This is a genomic window from Terribacillus saccharophilus, assembly GCF_002272745.1.
Taxonomy (GTDB): Bacteria; Bacillota; Bacilli; order Bacillales; family Amphibacillaceae; genus Terribacillus; species Terribacillus saccharophilus_B.
This window is the reverse complement of the sequence record NZ_NPBD01000007.1, coordinates 147,453-165,069: the sequence shown is the minus strand read 5'-3', so window position 1 is coordinate 165,069 and position 17,617 is coordinate 147,453. Positions and strand designations below refer to the sequence as shown.

Below are 17,617 nucleotides of genomic sequence, written 5' to 3'. Positions count from 1 at the left end.
TGGAAATTATCCAATCTCTTATCCTTGTATAAGCCTAACTTTAAAACTTTTACTTTCTAAATGTGACATTCTCCACTTTTTCACCAAATGTTAAAGTCGTTTCCCTCGGCTTAGTCTCCGCTATAACCTCACCATTCCTTACAGAATACAGAACAGCAGCTTGCTTCCGAATCGCCTCGTATTCATTTTCAGCTTCCAACACGATCAAATTAGCAGGCTTTCCTTCTTCAATGCCGTATTTCTCTTCAATATGAAGTGTTCTTGCACTGTTAGTCGTGATCATATCAATGCTGTTAACGATTTGATCATAGCCCATCAACTGCGTTACGTGAATCCCCATGTGCAGTACTTGCAGCATGTTACCTGTTCCTAATGGATACCAAGGATCAAAGATATCATCATGCCCAAAGCTGACGTTGATTCCGGCCTCTTGAAGCTCCTTCACTCTTGTAATCCCTCTTCGTTTAGGATATGTGTCAAAGCGTCCTTGCAGATGAATATTGACTAAAGGATTCGCCACCATGTTGATATTGGACAATTTCAGCAGGCGGAATAATTTAGATGTGTATGCATCATTATAAGAGCCCATAGCGGTTGTATGGCTAGCTGTCACTCGTTCGCCCATGCCGTAGCGATGGGCTTCTGCTGCTACTACCTCAACAAAACGGGATTGTTCATCGTCGATTTCATCACAATGGATATCAACGAGACGGTCGTATTTTTCGGCTAATTTAAATGCTGTCTGCAGAGACTCTACGCCGTACTCTCTCGTAAACTCATAATGCGGGATCCCGCCGACAACATCTGCTCCCATGCGAAGGGACTCTTCCAGCAGTTCCTCACCATTTGGATAAGATAGAATTCCTTCCTGCGGGAAAGCAACGAGCTGCAGATCGACATAAGATGCCATTTCTTCTTTTACTTCAAGCAATGCCTTTAAAGCTGTTAATTCAGGGTCTGTCACATCGACGTGCGTACGTACATGCTGAATGCCCTGCGCGATCTGCCATTTCAACGCTTGCTTCGCCCGTGTTTTTACATCCTCCAGCGTGAGCAGTTCTTTCCGCTCTGACCAGCGCTGAATCCCTTCAAACAGCGTCCCGCTTTCATTCCAGTTCGGCTCGCCTGCAGTTAGCGTCGTATCTAGGTGAATATGCGGTTCAATAAATGGCGGCAGTACTAGGTTGCCCTGCACATCCATGATTTGCTCATCTCGGTTTGATTCGATAGATTGCGCGATTCTTTCAATCTTTCCTTCTGTGATTTGTATTTGCCAGAGGCCTTCTCTATTTCTTAGTTTCGCATTTGTAATAATCATGATTCTGTCACCTTTTCCATATTAAGATTTAGTTTCGCTTCAGCTGCTTTTGCTGTAATGATTGAAAGAACTACATATACTGCCGCCGCACCAATCAACCCGTTTAATGGCGGGATACCAGGCAGAAACTTCGCTGCACCAGCTCCGATAGCCCAGGCAATCATTGCATTCCAGTTTACTGCTTTAAATGTCATCGTTTCAAACGCTGGATACTTCCCGCGTCGTACAATGAAGTAGTCTGCAATCAAGATGGCACCGATTGGCGGCAGCACAGACCCTAATGTTGTAAGAAAACCTGTAAAGTTGTTATACAGCCACATAGCCAAGATTGTGCCGATAATACCATTTACTATAACCACTTTGTTTTTCTTGATTTTAGTAATGTTGGAGATTCCCAGACTTGCAGCATAGATCGCGTTATCGTTTGTCGTCCATATATTCAAGCCCAAGACGATAATTGCCGGTATGATAAGCCCTTGCATGAACATCACTTCTGCAATATCCGACTGACCTGTAACGATTGCGCCAATTGCACCGAACGCGAACATAAGGGAATTTCCTATAAGAAATGCGATAACCGTTGTAGAGACTCCCACTTTTGGGCTTTTTGCGAATCGAGTAAAGTCAGGCGTTAACGTCCCCCCACTGATAAACGATCCCACACCGATTGTTAGTGCTGCCGCTACACCGAGCGCTTCAGTTGGCTTATGCTGCATAAGCACATCCACCCCACCAATATCATTCACTGCTCCAAAAGCTGAATATCCACCTAAGACAATTATTGCCGGAACAGCGATAAAGCTTAAAATCGTTAAAGCTTTCATTCCGAAGAAAGCTGTAGCTGTCATTAATAATCCAAAAATAACAATCAATAAAGTAGTATCAATTCCTGTCACCTTTTGAACTGGTACAGCGAACATCGCCACCCCGACGCCAAACCAGCCAATTTGTGTAGCGCTCAATAGGAAGGAAGATAAATAGGATCCTTTTTCACCAAATGCATATCGTGTCAATAAATGCGTGGAGAGGCCCGTTTTAGCCGAAATATAAGCGAGCGCCCCTGTATATATACCTAAAATCAAATTTCCCGCAAGTACAATCCATATGAATTGCGTCATCGATAACCCTAGCCCTAAAGTTCCTCCTGCTATCATACTCGCGGAGAAGAAGGTAAACCCAAGCATTACCATGAGCATTCTCCAAAAACCATTTCGATTTGATAAGGGTACTGCCTTTAATGAAAAATCATGATCTATCTTTTTCTGTTCCATTGTAATTCCTCCTGTTTTAGTAAGACTAAAACTGGTACCGAGGAAAAAAGAAAAGAGGCTTCCTGCCATCACTGACAGGAAGCCTCTTTAAACATGAGGATATAAGGGTATAGCTATCCCTAATACTCCGCATAGTTTCCGAATGTCCTTGTCAGCCTCACGGGACTGAATTAAAGGTACCAGTATTCAATTAAAGATATTATTACAATGTTTTTGAGGAAAGTCAATATGCAATACATCTTACAGGTGAAATAGAAAAAGTAATTTTATGAGTGCGACAACTACTATTACTATATTCACCAGCAGATCAAAAATCTTTCTTTACCGCCTTGCTTATGACTAAGTAAGCTATGATAAACCCGATAATACCAAGCACTACTGGCACAGCAGTGAAAGAGAACAAATTTGTGCCATCGCTATTAATCGAAGAGGATAAAATAGCAATGATCAAGATAGAAGATGTGATAGTTGCTGGTACAGAATATTTCATCATCCCAAAGAATAATGGAATAAGCGCCATCCCTGCCACCGCAACTCCTGTTACCAACAGATGCACTGTGTTTTCCCATAAGAGATTCAACGGGAATGAAAACCACAAGATCCCGTACAAATTATTCAGAAGGCTGAAAAGAATCGCCAGCAGATATACTGACACAAGAAACAGCACAAAGGTTAACAAGCTTATGACGAGGACTTTTGCCAGGAGCAATTGCTTCCGACTAACAGGTGTGGTGAACAGGACTGTTATCGTTTTACTCTTAAACTCCTCAATGATCATGTTCGATAGCAGAACCGAGGCATAAATAACAAATGCAGCCACCGCCATAATCTCAATAAACATCATAATTTCATCTGCGGCGGAAATAGACTCGGCTGTTATTTCGGCATCGACACCAAGCAATAGAAGGATACCAAATATTCCTGCGTTAATGAGAAGGAATGTCACACCTATCTTAAGGAAATTCATCCTTTTCATTTCTAACTTCATAAGATTAAGCATGTTTTTTGCTCCCTTCCATCCGCTGCATGAAATAGCCTTCCAGTGATAGATTTTTATTGTTGATCTTGCTGATGTCTACGCCATTGCGAACCATCGCCAGTATAATATCATTCTGGGAGATTGCAGGATCGTAGACGTTGATCAGACCTTCTTCTTCCTTCACTTGGAAGTTAATCGCTTGTAGCTCATGCTCTAATACATAAGCTGCTTTAGGATAGTCGGATACCGAAAGCTCGATATGCTCTGTGTGATTGCCGCGTATTTCTGCCATGGCTGTTTCTTCAACTAATCTGCCTTCCCTGATAATCCCGATTGTATCTGCAATATGTTCGATTTCCCCAAGTATGTGACTGGAGATTAACAGCGTAACACCGTACTGCCTGCTGAGCTTATAAAACAAATCCCGAAGCTCCTGCATGCCGATCGGATCCAAACCATTCACCGGTTCATCCAAGATCAACAACTCTGGCTTTGTCACAATCGCTCTTGCAATTCCCAATCTCTGTTTCATACCAAGAGAAAATTCTCTAACTGGGATATCTTCCACGTTCTTCAAATTCACTAATGCTAAAGCTTCAGAGATAGCATCCTTCTTGTAGTAGCCCATATATTCACAATAGATTTCTAGATTCTTTCTGGCAGATAGCTTATCGTAAAAAATAGGATATTCAATAATACAGCCTATCCGTTTGAGTACTTCATGAGAATTGGCTTGCAGCCTCGTCCCGAGCACCTCTATATCCCCGCCTGTTGGTTTAATGAGACTGGTCATCATTTTCATAATGGTTGTTTTTCCCGCGCCATTCGGGCCAAGAAAACCATATATTTCGCCGCGCTTTACATTCATACTGACATTGGAAACAACGTCCTTCCCTCGGTACCCCTTTGTCAGCTGATGCGTTCTAATAGCATATGTCATACGCTAACCCCTTTTCGTTGATTTCCTTCACTTTACCAAAGGAAACTGTCATTCCACTTACGGAATCCTTACGACTTTCTTAAGTTTGCTGTAATCGTCTAATTTCGGCTTCGGGAATGTAAGTGTAAAGGTGGTTTTCGTATACGGTATACTGGTGAAATGGATTTGTCCCTGCATCTGCTCTGTCAAACGCTTGGCAATCATCAAACCAAGGCCGCTGCCCTGTGCTGTAGAAGTTCTTGCATCATCCGCTGTATAAAGCCGCTCAAATATCCGATCTTTATTAGTTTCCTGTATGCCTTTTCCTTTATCCCACACATCTACGTAGACGTTCTCCTCATCCTGACGCAAAGTCATGCCAACGGTTTTTCCATCTTTACCGTAGCGAATGCTATTAGACAATAGATTCTCTAGAATCCGAGTCAGCGCAGCCGGATCTGCTTCTATATGTATCGACTCCTCCGGCAAATCAATATGTACAGCAAACCCCTTACTTGTTAGGGTATCGTAATAGCCAAGTATTGTTTTTCGGCAAACCTCGTTCAGCTGTATCCGTTCCATCTCCAGCTGCCAATCTTCCGATTCCAGCTTCGCCAGGTCAAAGAAGGTATTAATCAATCCCGCAACCTCCATGACCTTTACTTGTACTTTGGCCAGAAGGACTTCTCTCTCTTGTACACTAAACTGCTTATCATGCTGAATCGTCTCAATATATCCAGAAATGACAGTGAGCGGCGTTTTCAAATCATGCGAAACATTTGAAAGCATCCGATTAGTGGATATCCGCAGACGAGCCAGATCTGCCATAGATTCCTGATGATAATCTAGTAAACTATTAATCTCGTTCAGCAAATCACGCAGTCCCTGATCATCCGTCATTAACAATAGTCGCTCAGCAGAATCAGTCTCAGTGATAGCTGTGAGTTTTTTGGTCATATACTGCAGATCTTGGCTCATTTTCCTCTTTGTACGAAAATGCAAAAACAGCAAAACACCTAAGCACACTACCAAAAAAGCAACAAAATAGATCATGTATGCATCTCCATCTTATAGCCGATTCCCCATATCGTTTTTATATACTTAGGAGCAGAAGCATCATCCTCGATCTTCTCACGCAGTCTGCGGATATGGACGTTAATGACATTATCATCTCCGTAATACACTTCCTTCCACACACTTTCAAACAGCTGACCCTTTGTGAACACTTGATTCGGACTTGTCGCGAGCAAGCTTAGAATCTGGAATTCCTTCGCTGTGAGTTTAATAGGCTCTCCTTTTTTGCTGACAGAGAAGTTACTCAAATCAATACTCAAATCATGCACACTCACAACTTGCTCCTTCTCTTCATTTGGCAGACTATACTGCTTCGACCGCCGCAGCGCCGCCTTCACCCTCGCAGTTAATTCAATGAGCGAAAATGGTTTTCCTATATAATCATCTGCACCAAATCCAAGCCCCAGCGCCTTATCCACATCACTGTCCTTCGCCGACATAATCAGAATCGGCAACATGCTCTCCCGCCTGATCAGCTGTACAATATCCAACCCATTATAAGCAGGCAGCATCAAATCAAGAATAATTAGATCTACACTTTCCTGCGCAAACAGATCCAATGCTTCCTGACCATCAAATGCGGTGAAAACAGTATATCCTTCCCTCTTCAAATGAGACGCGACCATCTCATTAATTTGTGTATCATCTTCCACTAGCAGTATGGATTCATTCATTTTTTCACTTCTTTCTCCCGAAGTATCACATTTTTATATACGTTCAGTATACGGGAAAAATAGAGGTAATTTTGTTTTATTTCTGATCTTATACATTATCCATGAATAAAAAAAAGCCCCCTATATACAGGAGGCTGTTCCTTTAAAATCTAAATTTCCCCAATGCTGCTTGTAAATCCATCGCCATACCTGAAAGAGCTTCGGATGATGCAGAAATCTCTTCCATAGCCGCAGATTGCTGCTGGGAGGCAGCTGCATTTGTTTCATTTGATTCGGCGTTTTCACGCGCGGTCATTTTAACTTTGTCCATCACTTCCACAATGCTTTTACTTCCAGAAGACACTCCTTCAATTGTTTGAGAGACTTCCTGAACGTTGTTTGTCACTTGATCAATAGCCTGTTTAATAGACTGGAATGCATCATTTACGTTTTCTGTTTTTCGGATGCCTTCTTCCACATTTTCCGAACCGTACTGCATGGCTGCAACTGCTTTATCTGTTTCTATTTGGATATCCGAAATGAGAGAAGCAATCAGCTGTGTAGAATTAGCCGATTGCTCAGCTAGTTTTCTTACCTCATCCGCAACTACAGCAAAGCCTTTGCCTTGTTCACCAGCTCTGGCGGCTTCAATTGCCGCATTCAGCGCCAGTAGATTCGTTTGGTTTGAAATATCACTTATTAGATTAACGATTGTCCCGATTTCTTTCGATTTTTTATCTAATCCATTAACAAACAACCCAATTTCGGTAACGGAGTTATTGATTTCACTCATCTGTTTTACAACAGATTGCACTGCTTCTGTTCCATCTTGTGAATTACGAGATGCAGTATCTGACAGAGTTAGGATCGATTGTCCGTTCTTTTGCGCTTCCTTTACACGTGCCTGCATATGCTCAACAGACGCTACCACATCTCCCACATGATGCATGGTGAGCTCCGTGCCATTAGCTGCTGTTTGAGTGGCAGCTGCTATCAGTTCAGCAGATTTAGAGCTTTCTTCTGCACTGGCAGTAAGCTCTTCAGACGAGGCTGCAACTTGATCGGATGTCTCAGCGATTGTTTTCATTACATCTGACAGGTTCTCTCGCATCTCACTTAGATTCATTGTCAGCTGTCCTATTTCATCATTTGATGAATCCTCAACAACTTCAGAAAAATCACCTTTACCTGCATTGCGCATCGCCTGCGAGATTCGGCTCAGTCTTTTCTTAATACCTCGGGTGAAGAACAATACCACCACAATGGCTAAAATCACAACGATGACCAAGACAACAATGAATATTTTTGTGAAATCAGCAATACTTGATGCAACCATGCTATCCGAAGCCCCGACATACCATATGCCAACAACTTCTCCCTGATCATTTTTAATTGGTGAATAGGCAGTTTGATAACTGTTTCCGACTACCTCGGCTTCCCCGTAATAGTTTTCTTCCTTCTCAATAACGGCTTGTTTAACTTCAGCCGAAACCTGTGTTCCAACAGCACGTTCCCCATCAGTCATTACATTCGTAGCAACCCGAGTATCCTGTTGAAATATCGTTACGGTATCCCCTGTCAATTCCCCTATCCGATCTACAAGATCAAAGTTGTCGTTCATTTTGGTTTCGCCTTTGTACAAGGCACCATCTCTAATTTCCCAGGAACCGGGATGAACTGCGTCAATATACTCTTCGGCAAGCTGCAAATCCGATTTAGCTTTTTCTAATGCAATTCCTTTCATTCCATGCGTCATATTATTCATTACCACATACGAGATAATTCCAGCGAATAGTAGGACTACTGTTAACACAAGTAAATTTATTTTTGTGCCAAGCTTAAGACGATTGATGACTCTCATTCGTCACCCTCCTGAAGTTTTCTAACCACTACCATTCGTGAAATTAGCTGCAAATGTAATTATGATGCGTTTCCCGTTTACAGTGGCTTAACATATATCGGCTATATTTTCTAGAATTAAACATGTAAATTGTGGAATTGGTAGAAATATAATTCCAATATAATATATTGATAATTTTTCTTATGAAGAAAATAAAAAAAGCAGCTGAAATTCAGCCACTTCTTTACCGACCGGAATCTGACTTTACCCTCTCAAATCCGGATATAGTTTTATCATAGCATCCGAAATCATATCAGCCATTTCTCTTGCTTGTTTTTCAATCTGATCATAGACTGCAATGTCCTTTTCATAATCCTTATTGATCATATACAAAGCTTCCTGCTTAGTTAAAGCTAAATGCTGATAAAACATTTCTCTCACCTGCTCAACTGGCAGAAATCGGTTTACACTATTAAGGAAAACAGCAATTTTATCCGCGTTTTCGTACCATTTTCTTTCTGCTTCATTTGCAGCCTGTGTATTGCCTGCGATTGCAGCCTTCACAAGATCCGCCGCTATCAAGAGATGCTCTTTAATTAATGCTGCGTACATGTTTGCTGCATTATCTCCATAAATCGGACGGAACATATTCCCCATATCCTCCGCATTTTTCAAAAGACGTGCTAACACAAAATTCACATCCGGCAAATTGAAAGTCAGACTGATGATAGCCATTCGTGTCCAGGCAACATGCTCTTCCCAAAGGCTTCGTTCATTCCGCATCAACTCAACTTCTCTTTGTGTCACACATTTCTTTGGCTGATTATTATGTTGAACCAATGATGGATTGTAATTGTAATTTTGCTGCCTTAGATAAGCATCCTCTGGTGTTATATAAGTGTTATGATTTGGAACGTTATAAGGAATTCCTCTATTAACATAGTACATGAACTTATCCCCCATACTTATATCCAATTTAACGTTTATAGTGTATTCGTTATTGGAATCTGGGTGCTTGTTTATATTTTGATATATCTTGCCATAATACTTATTGAACTCCTTCTAACAACTTGCTATATTAAATTATAAATAAGCAATCAATGATGTGACCAAGTAAATAAGGATTGTGAAACAGAAAATATAGCCTTGGATGAGAGCTATATCACCTCTTCTTATTGAACCCTGCCACGGAGATGTTAGACAAAAACTAACCGAGTCGTTTCGTTACAAACGTATAGAGGACTTAATCTCTCATATTAAGTTGAACTAAGGTGGTACCACGTCTGTTAAGCATAGAGACGTCCTTTCTGGACTCTCTATGCTTTTTTATATTTTAAGGAGGAAAAACAATGTCCCAAAAGACAAACGATTTTACAAAATGGTATATTGATACGATTCAAAAAGCTGATTTAATTGATTACACGCCGGTTCGAGGCAGTATTGCATTCAAGCCAGATGGCTATGAAATCTGGGAGCATATTAAAGAAGAGATGGATAAGCGGTTTAAGGAGACTGGTCATCGTAATGCCTACTTCCCTATGCTGATTCCTGAATCTTTCTTCCAAAAGGAAAAAGATCATATTGAAGGCTTTTCACCAGAGCTTCCTTGGGTAACAGAAGCTGCTGGAGAAAAGTTAGAAGAGCGTTTAGCACTTCGTCCAACTTCTGAAACAATGATTGGTCACCTGTATTCAAACTGGATCAAGAGCTATCGTGATCTTCCAGTACTAATCAATCAGTGGGCAAATGTATTCCGCTGGGAAAAGAAAACTCTTCCATTCATTCGTACTTCTGAATTCCTGTGGCAGGAAGGTCATACTGCTCACGTAGATGAAGAAGATGCACGTAAGGAAACGATGCAAATGCTGAACGTCTACAAAGAAGTCATTGAAGAATTACTTGCAATTCCTGTTTATGATGGGCAGAAGACTCCATCTGAACGCTTTGCTGGTGCAGTTGATACCTTCTCCATTGAAGCAATGATGAAGGATGGAAAAGCAGTACAAGCAGGTACCTCCCATTACATGGGCACTAAATTCGCGGAAGCATTTGATATTAAATATCTGAACAAAGAGAATAAGCATACGCATGTACACACTACGTCTTGGGGTACGTCTACACGTTTGATTGGCTCTGTTATCATGGTTCACGGTGATGAGCAAGGACTTGTTTTGCCACCGAGAATAGCACCGACACAAGTTGTGTTGATCCCTGTTGGTCCATGGAAGAAGAACCCTGCAATCATGGAGAAGTTAGACGACATCTTTGCAGCTCTAAAAGCACAGGGTATCCGCGTTCGTCTTGATGATTCAGATCAATCACCAGGCTTTAAATTCAATGAATGGGAGCTAAAAGGTGTCCCTGTACGCATTGAACTAGGACCACGTGATCTAGAGAATAATCAAGCTTTGATGAAAGCTCGCGATGCGAATGAAAAAGCAGCCGTAGCTTTAGAATCTGTTGTAGAGAACATCCAAAAAGAACTTCAAACAATGCAAACTCGACTATTCGAGAAAGCAAAAGCATTCCGCGCAGAGCATTCCCATACGCATATCGATACTATGGAACAACTGAAACAGCATCTGGCTGAGTCCGAACAAAATGGTCAAATTCCTGGCTGGGTTCTAGCAGGCTGGTGCGGAGATGATGCTTGTGAGGAAGGCGTAAAAGAAGAAACGAAATTCACAACACGCAACATTCCATTCAACCCGCCAACAACAAAAAACACTTGCCTGCATTGCGGCAAGGAAGCAAAACATACAGTTTGGTTTGCTCGTGCATATTGATTTCTAAAGCAAAGAATGGATTGATCAAATAGATCAATCCATTTTCTTTATACTTCACCATTCATAATAGATTCGGAATTAGTATCGTTTCTCCATCAAAAGACACACCTTCCCCTCACGCACTTTCACTTCATACGGCGTATAGCCCATCTTCACCCAAAAACAAACAGCTGATTTATTTCTTTTATATACCGCAAGCCGACACGTATTCGTTTTTCGGCGTAATATACTTTCAAAATAATCATAAGCTTGCTTGGAGGTATTCGATCCCTGAAACTTCTTATGAATTACAAATGACTCTATCCAAGGTGTATTATCTAAAGGATTTTTCATCGTAAAATCAACGATTCCAATATACTTATGATCATTTTTGATGAGCATGCGACTCATTTTATAGGATTGCGCTTTAACAAATTCTGTTTTGATATCTCCTATAGTAATTGTTTTTCTATTTCTGGATACTAAATTGTATTCCGGATTGGAATTCCTTATTGCAAGTTCTATAAACATCTTATTCATGTCGTTTTTCTCTAGACTAAACATAATAGTGATTAGTAGAACCTCTCTTTTGTTTAATAGCTTGTTTTTTATAAGCTACATCATCAACGTGTTTTTTACGTGTCCTTTACAAAGTGTTCATTGCAAAAGTGCATCCCAAGGACTCATTACCCAAAAACCTCTTCCAGGAGAATAATCTAGCTTTGATGAAAGCTCGCGATGCAGACGAAAAAGCAGCCGTAGCTTTAGAATCTTTAGCAGAAAACATTCAGAAAGAACTTAAAACGATGCAAACTCGACTATTTGATAAAGCTAAAGCTTTCCGGGCAGAGCGTTCCCACACGCACATCTTGTTTTGTTTAAAACAGTCAAGACCAACCCAAGACATTCAGAGTGGTTAAGTAACATCGATAACTAGAATACTGTCTCTTCTATAGAGTAAACATTTGTGTTTACGTTTAGGTGAATTTTATAAACGGATACGTCCACTAGGGGTTTACTCACCTACCATCCCGTCATTATTACGATCGTCCATATATGGGTATAACCAATGATCTCTCGCTATTGGCCCTGCTGCTTTTGCTTCTTTAATCGTCACCTGTCCATTACCGTTGTATCAACACTAGAAATATCACCACTTGTGCTTGAACTGTTCGATTCGGAACCTGTTAAACCGAGTGTTTCGTTTACTTCATCAGAATTCACATTGTCAAATGTATCAACGATCTCGTTACCCATCAAAGTATAGGTATACTGATAACTTGAAGGAATCTGGGTTTCCGTATCCCGATAGGTGATAATGGCTTCGAAATTAGTGGCTCCACCTGCGTCACAGATACTTTTTCCATATACGCTTGATCACTATGTCGGTTAAGCGTACTTTCTTGTGGAGTGATATATAAGCATTCGATACCCCTCCGAGAGAATCAGCCATTACATTGAGGCTTTAAAAGCTAATACACCTATCCACGTGCCCGAAGATTACTGATATACATTTACAGACATTAAAAAAAGCCACATTAAGTGGCTCAACTATCTTTTTATAGTCCTATAGACTAAAAATCCTATACTGAAGATAAATGCAATAAAACCAACAAAAGCCAATATCGTCCAAGCAATAGAGTCTAAATTGTTCATTCCTACAGCAAATATAATAATTGAAACTACAGCAACGATAATAAGTAACAATTTGTTATTCATTATTCTCCCCTCCTTTAAAAGCCAGTGAAAGCCGTTTTGAAAATGAGAATAAACAGAGACAATAAGATAGAGAGTATATTGATCAGGTTACGCCTCTTTTGAAAGGTTTAACTTGTCTATCATGGCAAGCTCGATATTGTCATACTTCGATAACCAATCAGCTGTGGCCCCCTGATCTATATTGCATCCGTCATTAATCAGCGTAACATTGTCAGCAATTTCCTGACAGAAGTGAATGTCATGGGTAGTTAGCAATACAGTACAACCTTGTTTTTGGTAATTTTTCAATTTAGACTTCAAATTATTAACCCCTACAATATCCAATCCTAAGGTTGGCTCATCCAGGATTAGCAATATGGGATGGAATAAATCCATAATGGCCAATGAAAGGCGTTGCTTCATACCTTTAGAATAATCCTTTACCAATACATCCTTGGCTTCACCAATACCATTAGAATCGAGTATTGAAGCCAGTTCTCCATCACTTTTTGGTTTGCCATAGATATAATTCATGTAACTTAGATTTTCCATTCCTGTAAGTAGGTTCGTCAACATTGGTTCATCAGGAAGGTAGCCAATCAATCTTCGGATCTCTTTAGAATAAGGGATATTCAGTGTCGAACCGTTCAATCTTACTACCCCACTGTTGTACTGATTTATTCCAAGAATCACCTTTAATAAACTCGTTTTTCCAGCACCATTAGGTCCTAATAATGCATGAATCGTATTACTTTGAATTGCCATATTAAATTCGGACAATATCACCTTTTCGTCAATGATCTTATTTATATCTTGTACTTCTAAGATTGGTGTCAAATCATATTCCCTCCAAAATAAATTAGTAGTCCAGCGAGGACAAATAAAATAAGGAAAGAAACAGACGTTGTTATATAAAGCTTGTGTTTCTTAAATCCAACTAGATATAAAACGATTAATAACTGACATGAGAAGATGAAGGCCATATAATACGGTAGAACTGCTAGTGGAATTTCATTACCTGTTATCTCCATATAAACAGTCTGAAAGAGTAAATCAAAAATAACTACGTAAAGACTGTATAGATAAGCTTTAATGAAGTGTTTAAGTTTTAACTCCTTTTCAACGTTAAATATGATTTCATCTAATTTACTAATTAACCAGAGACCGAAAGAGAATATGTATAACGTGAAGAAAACTGATACAAACCGAGTTATTATATGGAACTCCATGCCTGTTAATATCTCCATTACAGAAATGACGGACGAATCAGATTCAGATGTATATAGTGAAGTAAGCTCCTTAATTATGGAACTATGCTCCAGAAAAGATGCAGTATAGACAAATAATGTGAGTAAGATCAACATCATCAAAAACAATTGATTTCCAGCTATCTTGGTAAGTCTTTGGACTGACATAAACGTCCCCTCCCTATAGATGTAAAGATAAAGTACTTTCAACTACAGCAGCTAAGATATTTAACGTAAGCACGATACATGTAAAGATGACCAATCGTTTTATAAACATCTTAATGCTGTATTTAGACGAAATAAGATCCATGGATTTTAGAATGATAAAACATATTGGTACGAACCCTAGTGATAAGCTAATTATCATTGAAGGAAGTTCAAAAATTGCATGAGGTATAAATGCTCCTAAAGTTTGGTTAAGTCCATTTGTATTTACTGAATAATTTAAGATGTTACCTAATTCAAAGGCATTCAAGAAAAGCGTATAGATATTCAGTAAACCAAAGGTAAGCAAACCTACTATGTTTAGAAGGCTCAAAAGACTATTGTGCAAAACTAATGTTAAGAATGTTATTTCATAATCTGCACTTTCTATATTGTTAAGATTTGAACGGTATCCAAAAATAAGAATTAAAGTAAATACAACTGTCGTCACAATTATGCTTAAGTAAAATGGATCTCTAATAATACTCTTTAAGTTCACCATAGAATTCATTGTTCCCTCTCCAGATTTTGAAAGCAAATAAGATTGCCGTAAGGCTTAACAGTACACATAATGAAGTTAAGTAGACCGTCAAACTATTAGGACTCACTATCTTAGAAAACACAAATCCATAAAGCAGAATCATAATTAAAATTGCTTCCCATATTACCCGTTTTATCATTGATCCCTTATTCTCATGTTCGATTGTGGTGAAATACAGGCTCTTAAAGGATACGTAGAACTCTTGCATTAAAGTTATAGCTATTGCGAACAGAGTTCCTATCATTAGGTAAATGAACAAAAAGCTTAACGAGAGTCCGGATATAACATAGATAGGAACAATTAAAAGAAGACTTGTAAGGATAGCAGTGACGATATTTATTAAGCTTCTGCTGAACAAGATACGACGCATATTATACTTAGCAAACACATAACTGTGTATATTGATCCCATCATTATAGACCGGGCGTGCATTGAAGAATATCTTTGCGTTTCTGCTAAATAAAACGATACATAGCATAAATAAGGTGTCGTCTCTTAAGAAGAATGAGGTGTTAAAGTATCTGGTCGCAAGGAAAAATGTTATAACGAAGCCAACATACATAGAGATGGTTTTAAGTAATTTGATATTGAAGTTTCCTTCTCTGTTTGAGATTCGGATCTGCTTAGTAAACTCATTTGATATATAACCAGATTTTCTTTGATTATTAATCTGAGTCGACTTGATTTCCTTTCGAAAATTGGTTACGTACATATAATCCTTGAATATAGTTATGGGTATGTGGAAAATAAGAGCCACTAGCCAGAATGCCGAGAAATCAAAAGAAAATATGTCTCGGTAATAATTGAATATACTACTATCCCTAGTCCGGATTATAAATTCGATTTGGACAACCAATAATCCAAGTATTGCACCGATTAAAAGTCCTTTTATCATAGAGGTATTGCTATTTTGGATTCTTTTGTTGGAAATGAGGCTTAATTCTTTTATAGTTGCTACGACTGTACCTATGGCTATGCCTAGTACTGTGTATGAAAGGATATCTAGTGGGTTAATTCCAGCAAATAGTAAGCTAAGTAAGAAAGGCGCTATCATTATAGTGCTATCTAGTATAAATGCGAGTTTAAATTTAAGTGTTTTTTGCTTGATTATATTTATTGGATCTATGGGGGTGGTGTAAAGGCTCAAAGTTTTATCACTTTTAAGCATATTGGATTTAATTTCGTGTTTTCTCCCCCAGAAATTCAGTACAAGGAGAACCAAGTATATATTTAGGATTATGTAAGTATCGACATTGAAAACTGTTGCGACATATATTGCAAAATACATAGTAAGACAAAAGACTACATAGATAAATAAATTCATTTTTGCTATGACACTGTATTCTCTCCAAAAGGCACTTAACTCTAGTTTATAAAGTTCAAGTCTATGTCTTATTGGCATCTTTATCTCCTTAAAAAGACAAAGGCAACAAGCTAAGCTGTTGCCTTTGTTTTTGTTACCAGTGTTACCACTGGGTTAACCCAGATTCACCATTCTTATTGATATAACTTGAGAGCCATGCAAAACCAACTGCTGCGATGCCGGCTACAACAATAGCACCTACTCCTGTAGCAGCAATCAAAGCGATCGCTCTAGACCAAGTTAAACCACCACCAACCATCTTAACAATAATAGCTGAAATTGTTGCCGCTGTTGCAGAGGATACGCCAAATGTTGCAATAATTAGCCAGTTTACACTAAGTTTTTCGAACATATGTATACACCTCCTTACTGGGAATTTTTTGTAGCAGCTACAACTACACGGTAAGGTATATACAAGTGGACCGTCAACCACTTATCTGAATATTTGTTAAAATCATACATTTATCACGGTACCAAGATAATGGTTACAAATCCCCGTATTGACATTTTAAGGCAAATTATTTAGGTTTGACATAATTACTTTAAGGGGGGATTTTGTTGAAAAAGAGAATCTTAATGATAGCTGTACCATTTTGTTTGATCATCTCGCTTCTCGTTGTATCTTTAACTGTATTCTCAAATGATAGAGCTTCGAGTTCAGCTGCTGATATACCGTATTACAAAGTTGAGAGTAAAAAACTAAAGAAAACCATGTTAGTCCCAGGTGTGGTAAAAGAGAATCACAAGGAGCATTACTACCTCGATTCCACAATATCCAATAAAGTTACATTCAACGTGAACTTAGATGATGATGTGAAGAAAGGACAATTACTCTACTCCTACGAAAGTCCAGAATTACAGAGTGAAGTGAATAGTATTGAGCTTCAAATTGAAAAAATGAATTTAGAATACAATGAGTTACTAAACAAGAAAGATGAACTTAATGTGCAATATGAAAAAATAGAACGAGAAACAGAGGAAGAATCAAAAGAAGAATCAGATGAGAAAGATCAAGAATCGGAAGAAAAAAATCTTGTTAAGAATGAGTTAGAGGATATACAACATCAAATTAACCTAAAAGATAATGATTTAAAGAGTCTTAATAATTCTAAGGATAGTACTATTGAAAAGATAGAGAATCTTAATGTTTACAGTAAAGATGATGGTAAAGTGACTGAATTAAATGAGAACCCCCTAAGCGCTTTAGAAGGAAATAGTGAACCATTAATCAGTATCATGAAGGATACATCATTTGTAATTGAAGGAAGTGCCACGGAGCTTCAACGTCCTCAGATTAAAGAAGGAATGCGGTATAAAGTGACTGCTAAGGCAGCACCAGATCAGTCCTGGGAAGGCGAAATAACCACTATTAGTGATAAACCAGAAACCTTAAATGAAAATATAGAAGTCCAAGAAGATAATACAAATACAAATAATTTATCTACTTTCTCCTTCACAGGTAAACTAGACTCTCAAGATAATTTAATGTTAGGTTTTCATGTATCTATCGAAATAACTTTAGATGAGCAAGAAGGTCTGTTTATACCTGATTCAGCCTTATATAACACTATAGATGATAAGAACTACATATTAGCATTAAAGGATAATCGGCTAGAAAAAGTAAATGTGACCACAGGGATGGCCAATGGAGAATTTATAGAAGTTCATGGTGATGTAAAGATTGGGGATGTAATCGTAGAAGAAGCAAGTACTGAATTCAGTGAAGGAATGGAGGTTGAATAAGT

The 17,617-nt window shown here is 38.8% G+C and carries 17 protein-coding genes, 1 pseudogene and 1 other annotated feature; of the genes and pseudogenes, 3 read left to right on the top strand and 15 right to left on the bottom strand.

The window, feature by feature from the left end:
* Positions 1-49 precede the first annotated feature (49 nt).
* The 8 genes from CHH58_RS08100 to CHH58_RS08065 all read right to left on the bottom strand — a co-directional run bounded on the left by CHH58_RS08100 (position 50) and on the right by CHH58_RS08065 (position 9,002).
* Positions 50-1,318, bottom strand: a complete 1,269-nt coding sequence (locus CHH58_RS08100) for a cytosine deaminase (protein WP_095262343.1) — start codon at positions 1,316-1,318, stop codon at positions 50-52.
* On the bottom strand, positions 1,315-2,589 hold the full coding sequence (gene codB / locus CHH58_RS08095; protein ID WP_095262342.1) for a cytosine permease: 1,275 nt from the start codon (positions 2,587-2,589) through the stop codon (positions 1,315-1,317). Before codB ends, CHH58_RS08100 begins: the two co-directional genes overlap by 4 nt.
* A gap of 307 nt (positions 2,590-2,896) precedes the next feature.
* Complete coding sequence (locus CHH58_RS08090; protein ID WP_095262341.1) at positions 2,897-3,589, bottom strand: ABC transporter permease; 693 nt, start codon at positions 3,587-3,589, stop codon at positions 2,897-2,899.
* Positions 3,582-4,508, bottom strand: coding sequence for an ABC transporter ATP-binding protein (locus CHH58_RS08085; protein ID WP_095232088.1), 927 nt, complete (start codon positions 4,506-4,508; stop codon positions 3,582-3,584). Before CHH58_RS08085 ends, CHH58_RS08090 begins: the two co-directional genes overlap by 8 nt.
* A 57-nt stretch (positions 4,509-4,565) precedes the next feature.
* Positions 4,566-5,540 (bottom strand): sensor histidine kinase, encoded by a 975-nt coding sequence (locus tag CHH58_RS08080; protein WP_095262340.1) that lies wholly within the window; start codon positions 5,538-5,540, stop codon positions 4,566-4,568.
* Positions 5,537-6,235 (bottom strand): response regulator transcription factor, encoded by a 699-nt coding sequence (locus tag CHH58_RS08075; protein WP_095262339.1) that lies wholly within the window; start codon positions 6,233-6,235, stop codon positions 5,537-5,539. Before CHH58_RS08075 ends, CHH58_RS08080 begins: the two co-directional genes overlap by 4 nt.
* Before the next feature lie 142 nt (positions 6,236-6,377).
* Positions 6,378-8,075: a methyl-accepting chemotaxis protein gene (locus CHH58_RS08070; protein WP_095262338.1), complete on the bottom strand. Its 1,698-nt coding sequence runs from the start codon at positions 8,073-8,075 to the stop codon at positions 6,378-6,380.
* 243 nt (positions 8,076-8,318) lie between these two features.
* A complete protein-coding gene (locus tag CHH58_RS08065; protein ID WP_249275072.1) occupies positions 8,319-9,002 on the bottom strand; it encodes a hypothetical protein in 684 nt (227 codons plus the stop codon).
* Between the two features lie 143 nt (positions 9,003-9,145).
* Positions 9,146-9,363: a binding site (T-box leader), on the top strand.
* A gap of 40 nt (positions 9,364-9,403) precedes the next feature.
* Here CHH58_RS08065 and proS point away from each other — a divergent pair.
* Positions 9,404-10,840 carry a proline--tRNA ligase gene (gene proS, locus CHH58_RS08060; RefSeq protein WP_095262337.1) on the top strand — a complete coding sequence of 479 codons (1,437 nt, stop codon included), beginning with the start codon at positions 9,404-9,406 and terminating at the stop codon, positions 10,838-10,840.
* A gap of 78 nt (positions 10,841-10,918) precedes the next feature.
* On the opposite strand, the gene CHH58_RS08055 is transcribed toward proS, so the two are convergent.
* On the bottom strand, positions 10,919-11,359 hold the full coding sequence (locus CHH58_RS08055) for a GNAT family N-acetyltransferase (RefSeq protein WP_095262336.1): 441 nt from the start codon (positions 11,357-11,359) through the stop codon (positions 10,919-10,921).
* 182 nt (positions 11,360-11,541) lie between these two features.
* Between CHH58_RS08055 and CHH58_RS08050 the strand changes: the two genes are divergently transcribed.
* Positions 11,542-11,739, top strand: coding sequence for a hypothetical protein (locus CHH58_RS08050; protein WP_095262335.1), 198 nt, complete (start codon positions 11,542-11,544; stop codon positions 11,737-11,739).
* Between the two features lie 95 nt (positions 11,740-11,834).
* Here the strand turns inward: CHH58_RS08050 and CHH58_RS18615 are convergent.
* From CHH58_RS18615 to CHH58_RS08020, 6 genes and pseudogenes are all read right to left on the bottom strand, one after another.
* Positions 11,835-12,278 (bottom strand): annotated as a pseudogene (locus CHH58_RS18615) (DNA/RNA non-specific endonuclease); the annotation flags it as partial.
* A gap of 92 nt (positions 12,279-12,370) precedes the next feature.
* Positions 12,371-12,538: a hypothetical protein gene (locus tag CHH58_RS18380; RefSeq protein ID WP_170937561.1), complete on the bottom strand. Its 168-nt coding sequence runs from the start codon at positions 12,536-12,538 to the stop codon at positions 12,371-12,373.
* An 87-nt stretch (positions 12,539-12,625) separates the two neighbouring features.
* A complete protein-coding gene (locus CHH58_RS08040) occupies positions 12,626-13,354 on the bottom strand; it encodes an ABC transporter ATP-binding protein (RefSeq protein ID WP_095232076.1) in 729 nt (242 codons plus the stop codon).
* Positions 13,355-13,945: 591 nt separating this feature from the next.
* The gene (locus CHH58_RS18915; protein WP_430980837.1) at positions 13,946-14,470 is read right to left on the bottom strand and encodes a stage II sporulation protein M; all 525 of its coding nucleotides are present in this window, start codon (positions 14,468-14,470) and stop codon (positions 13,946-13,948) included.
* Positions 14,445-15,911: a hypothetical protein gene (locus CHH58_RS18375; protein ID WP_095262333.1), complete on the bottom strand. Its 1,467-nt coding sequence runs from the start codon at positions 15,909-15,911 to the stop codon at positions 14,445-14,447. The genes CHH58_RS18915 and CHH58_RS18375 overlap by 26 nt, the downstream gene beginning before the upstream one ends.
* 64 nt (positions 15,912-15,975) lie before the next feature.
* Positions 15,976-16,224 (bottom strand): hypothetical protein, encoded by a 249-nt coding sequence (locus CHH58_RS08020; protein WP_095232072.1) that lies wholly within the window; start codon positions 16,222-16,224, stop codon positions 15,976-15,978.
* A gap of 206 nt (positions 16,225-16,430) precedes the next feature.
* Here CHH58_RS08020 and CHH58_RS08015 point away from each other — a divergent pair, with 206 nt between their 5' ends.
* Positions 16,431-17,615, top strand: a complete 1,185-nt coding sequence (locus CHH58_RS08015; RefSeq protein ID WP_095262332.1) for an efflux RND transporter periplasmic adaptor subunit — start codon at positions 16,431-16,433, stop codon at positions 17,613-17,615.
* Positions 17,616-17,617 lie beyond the last annotated feature (2 nt).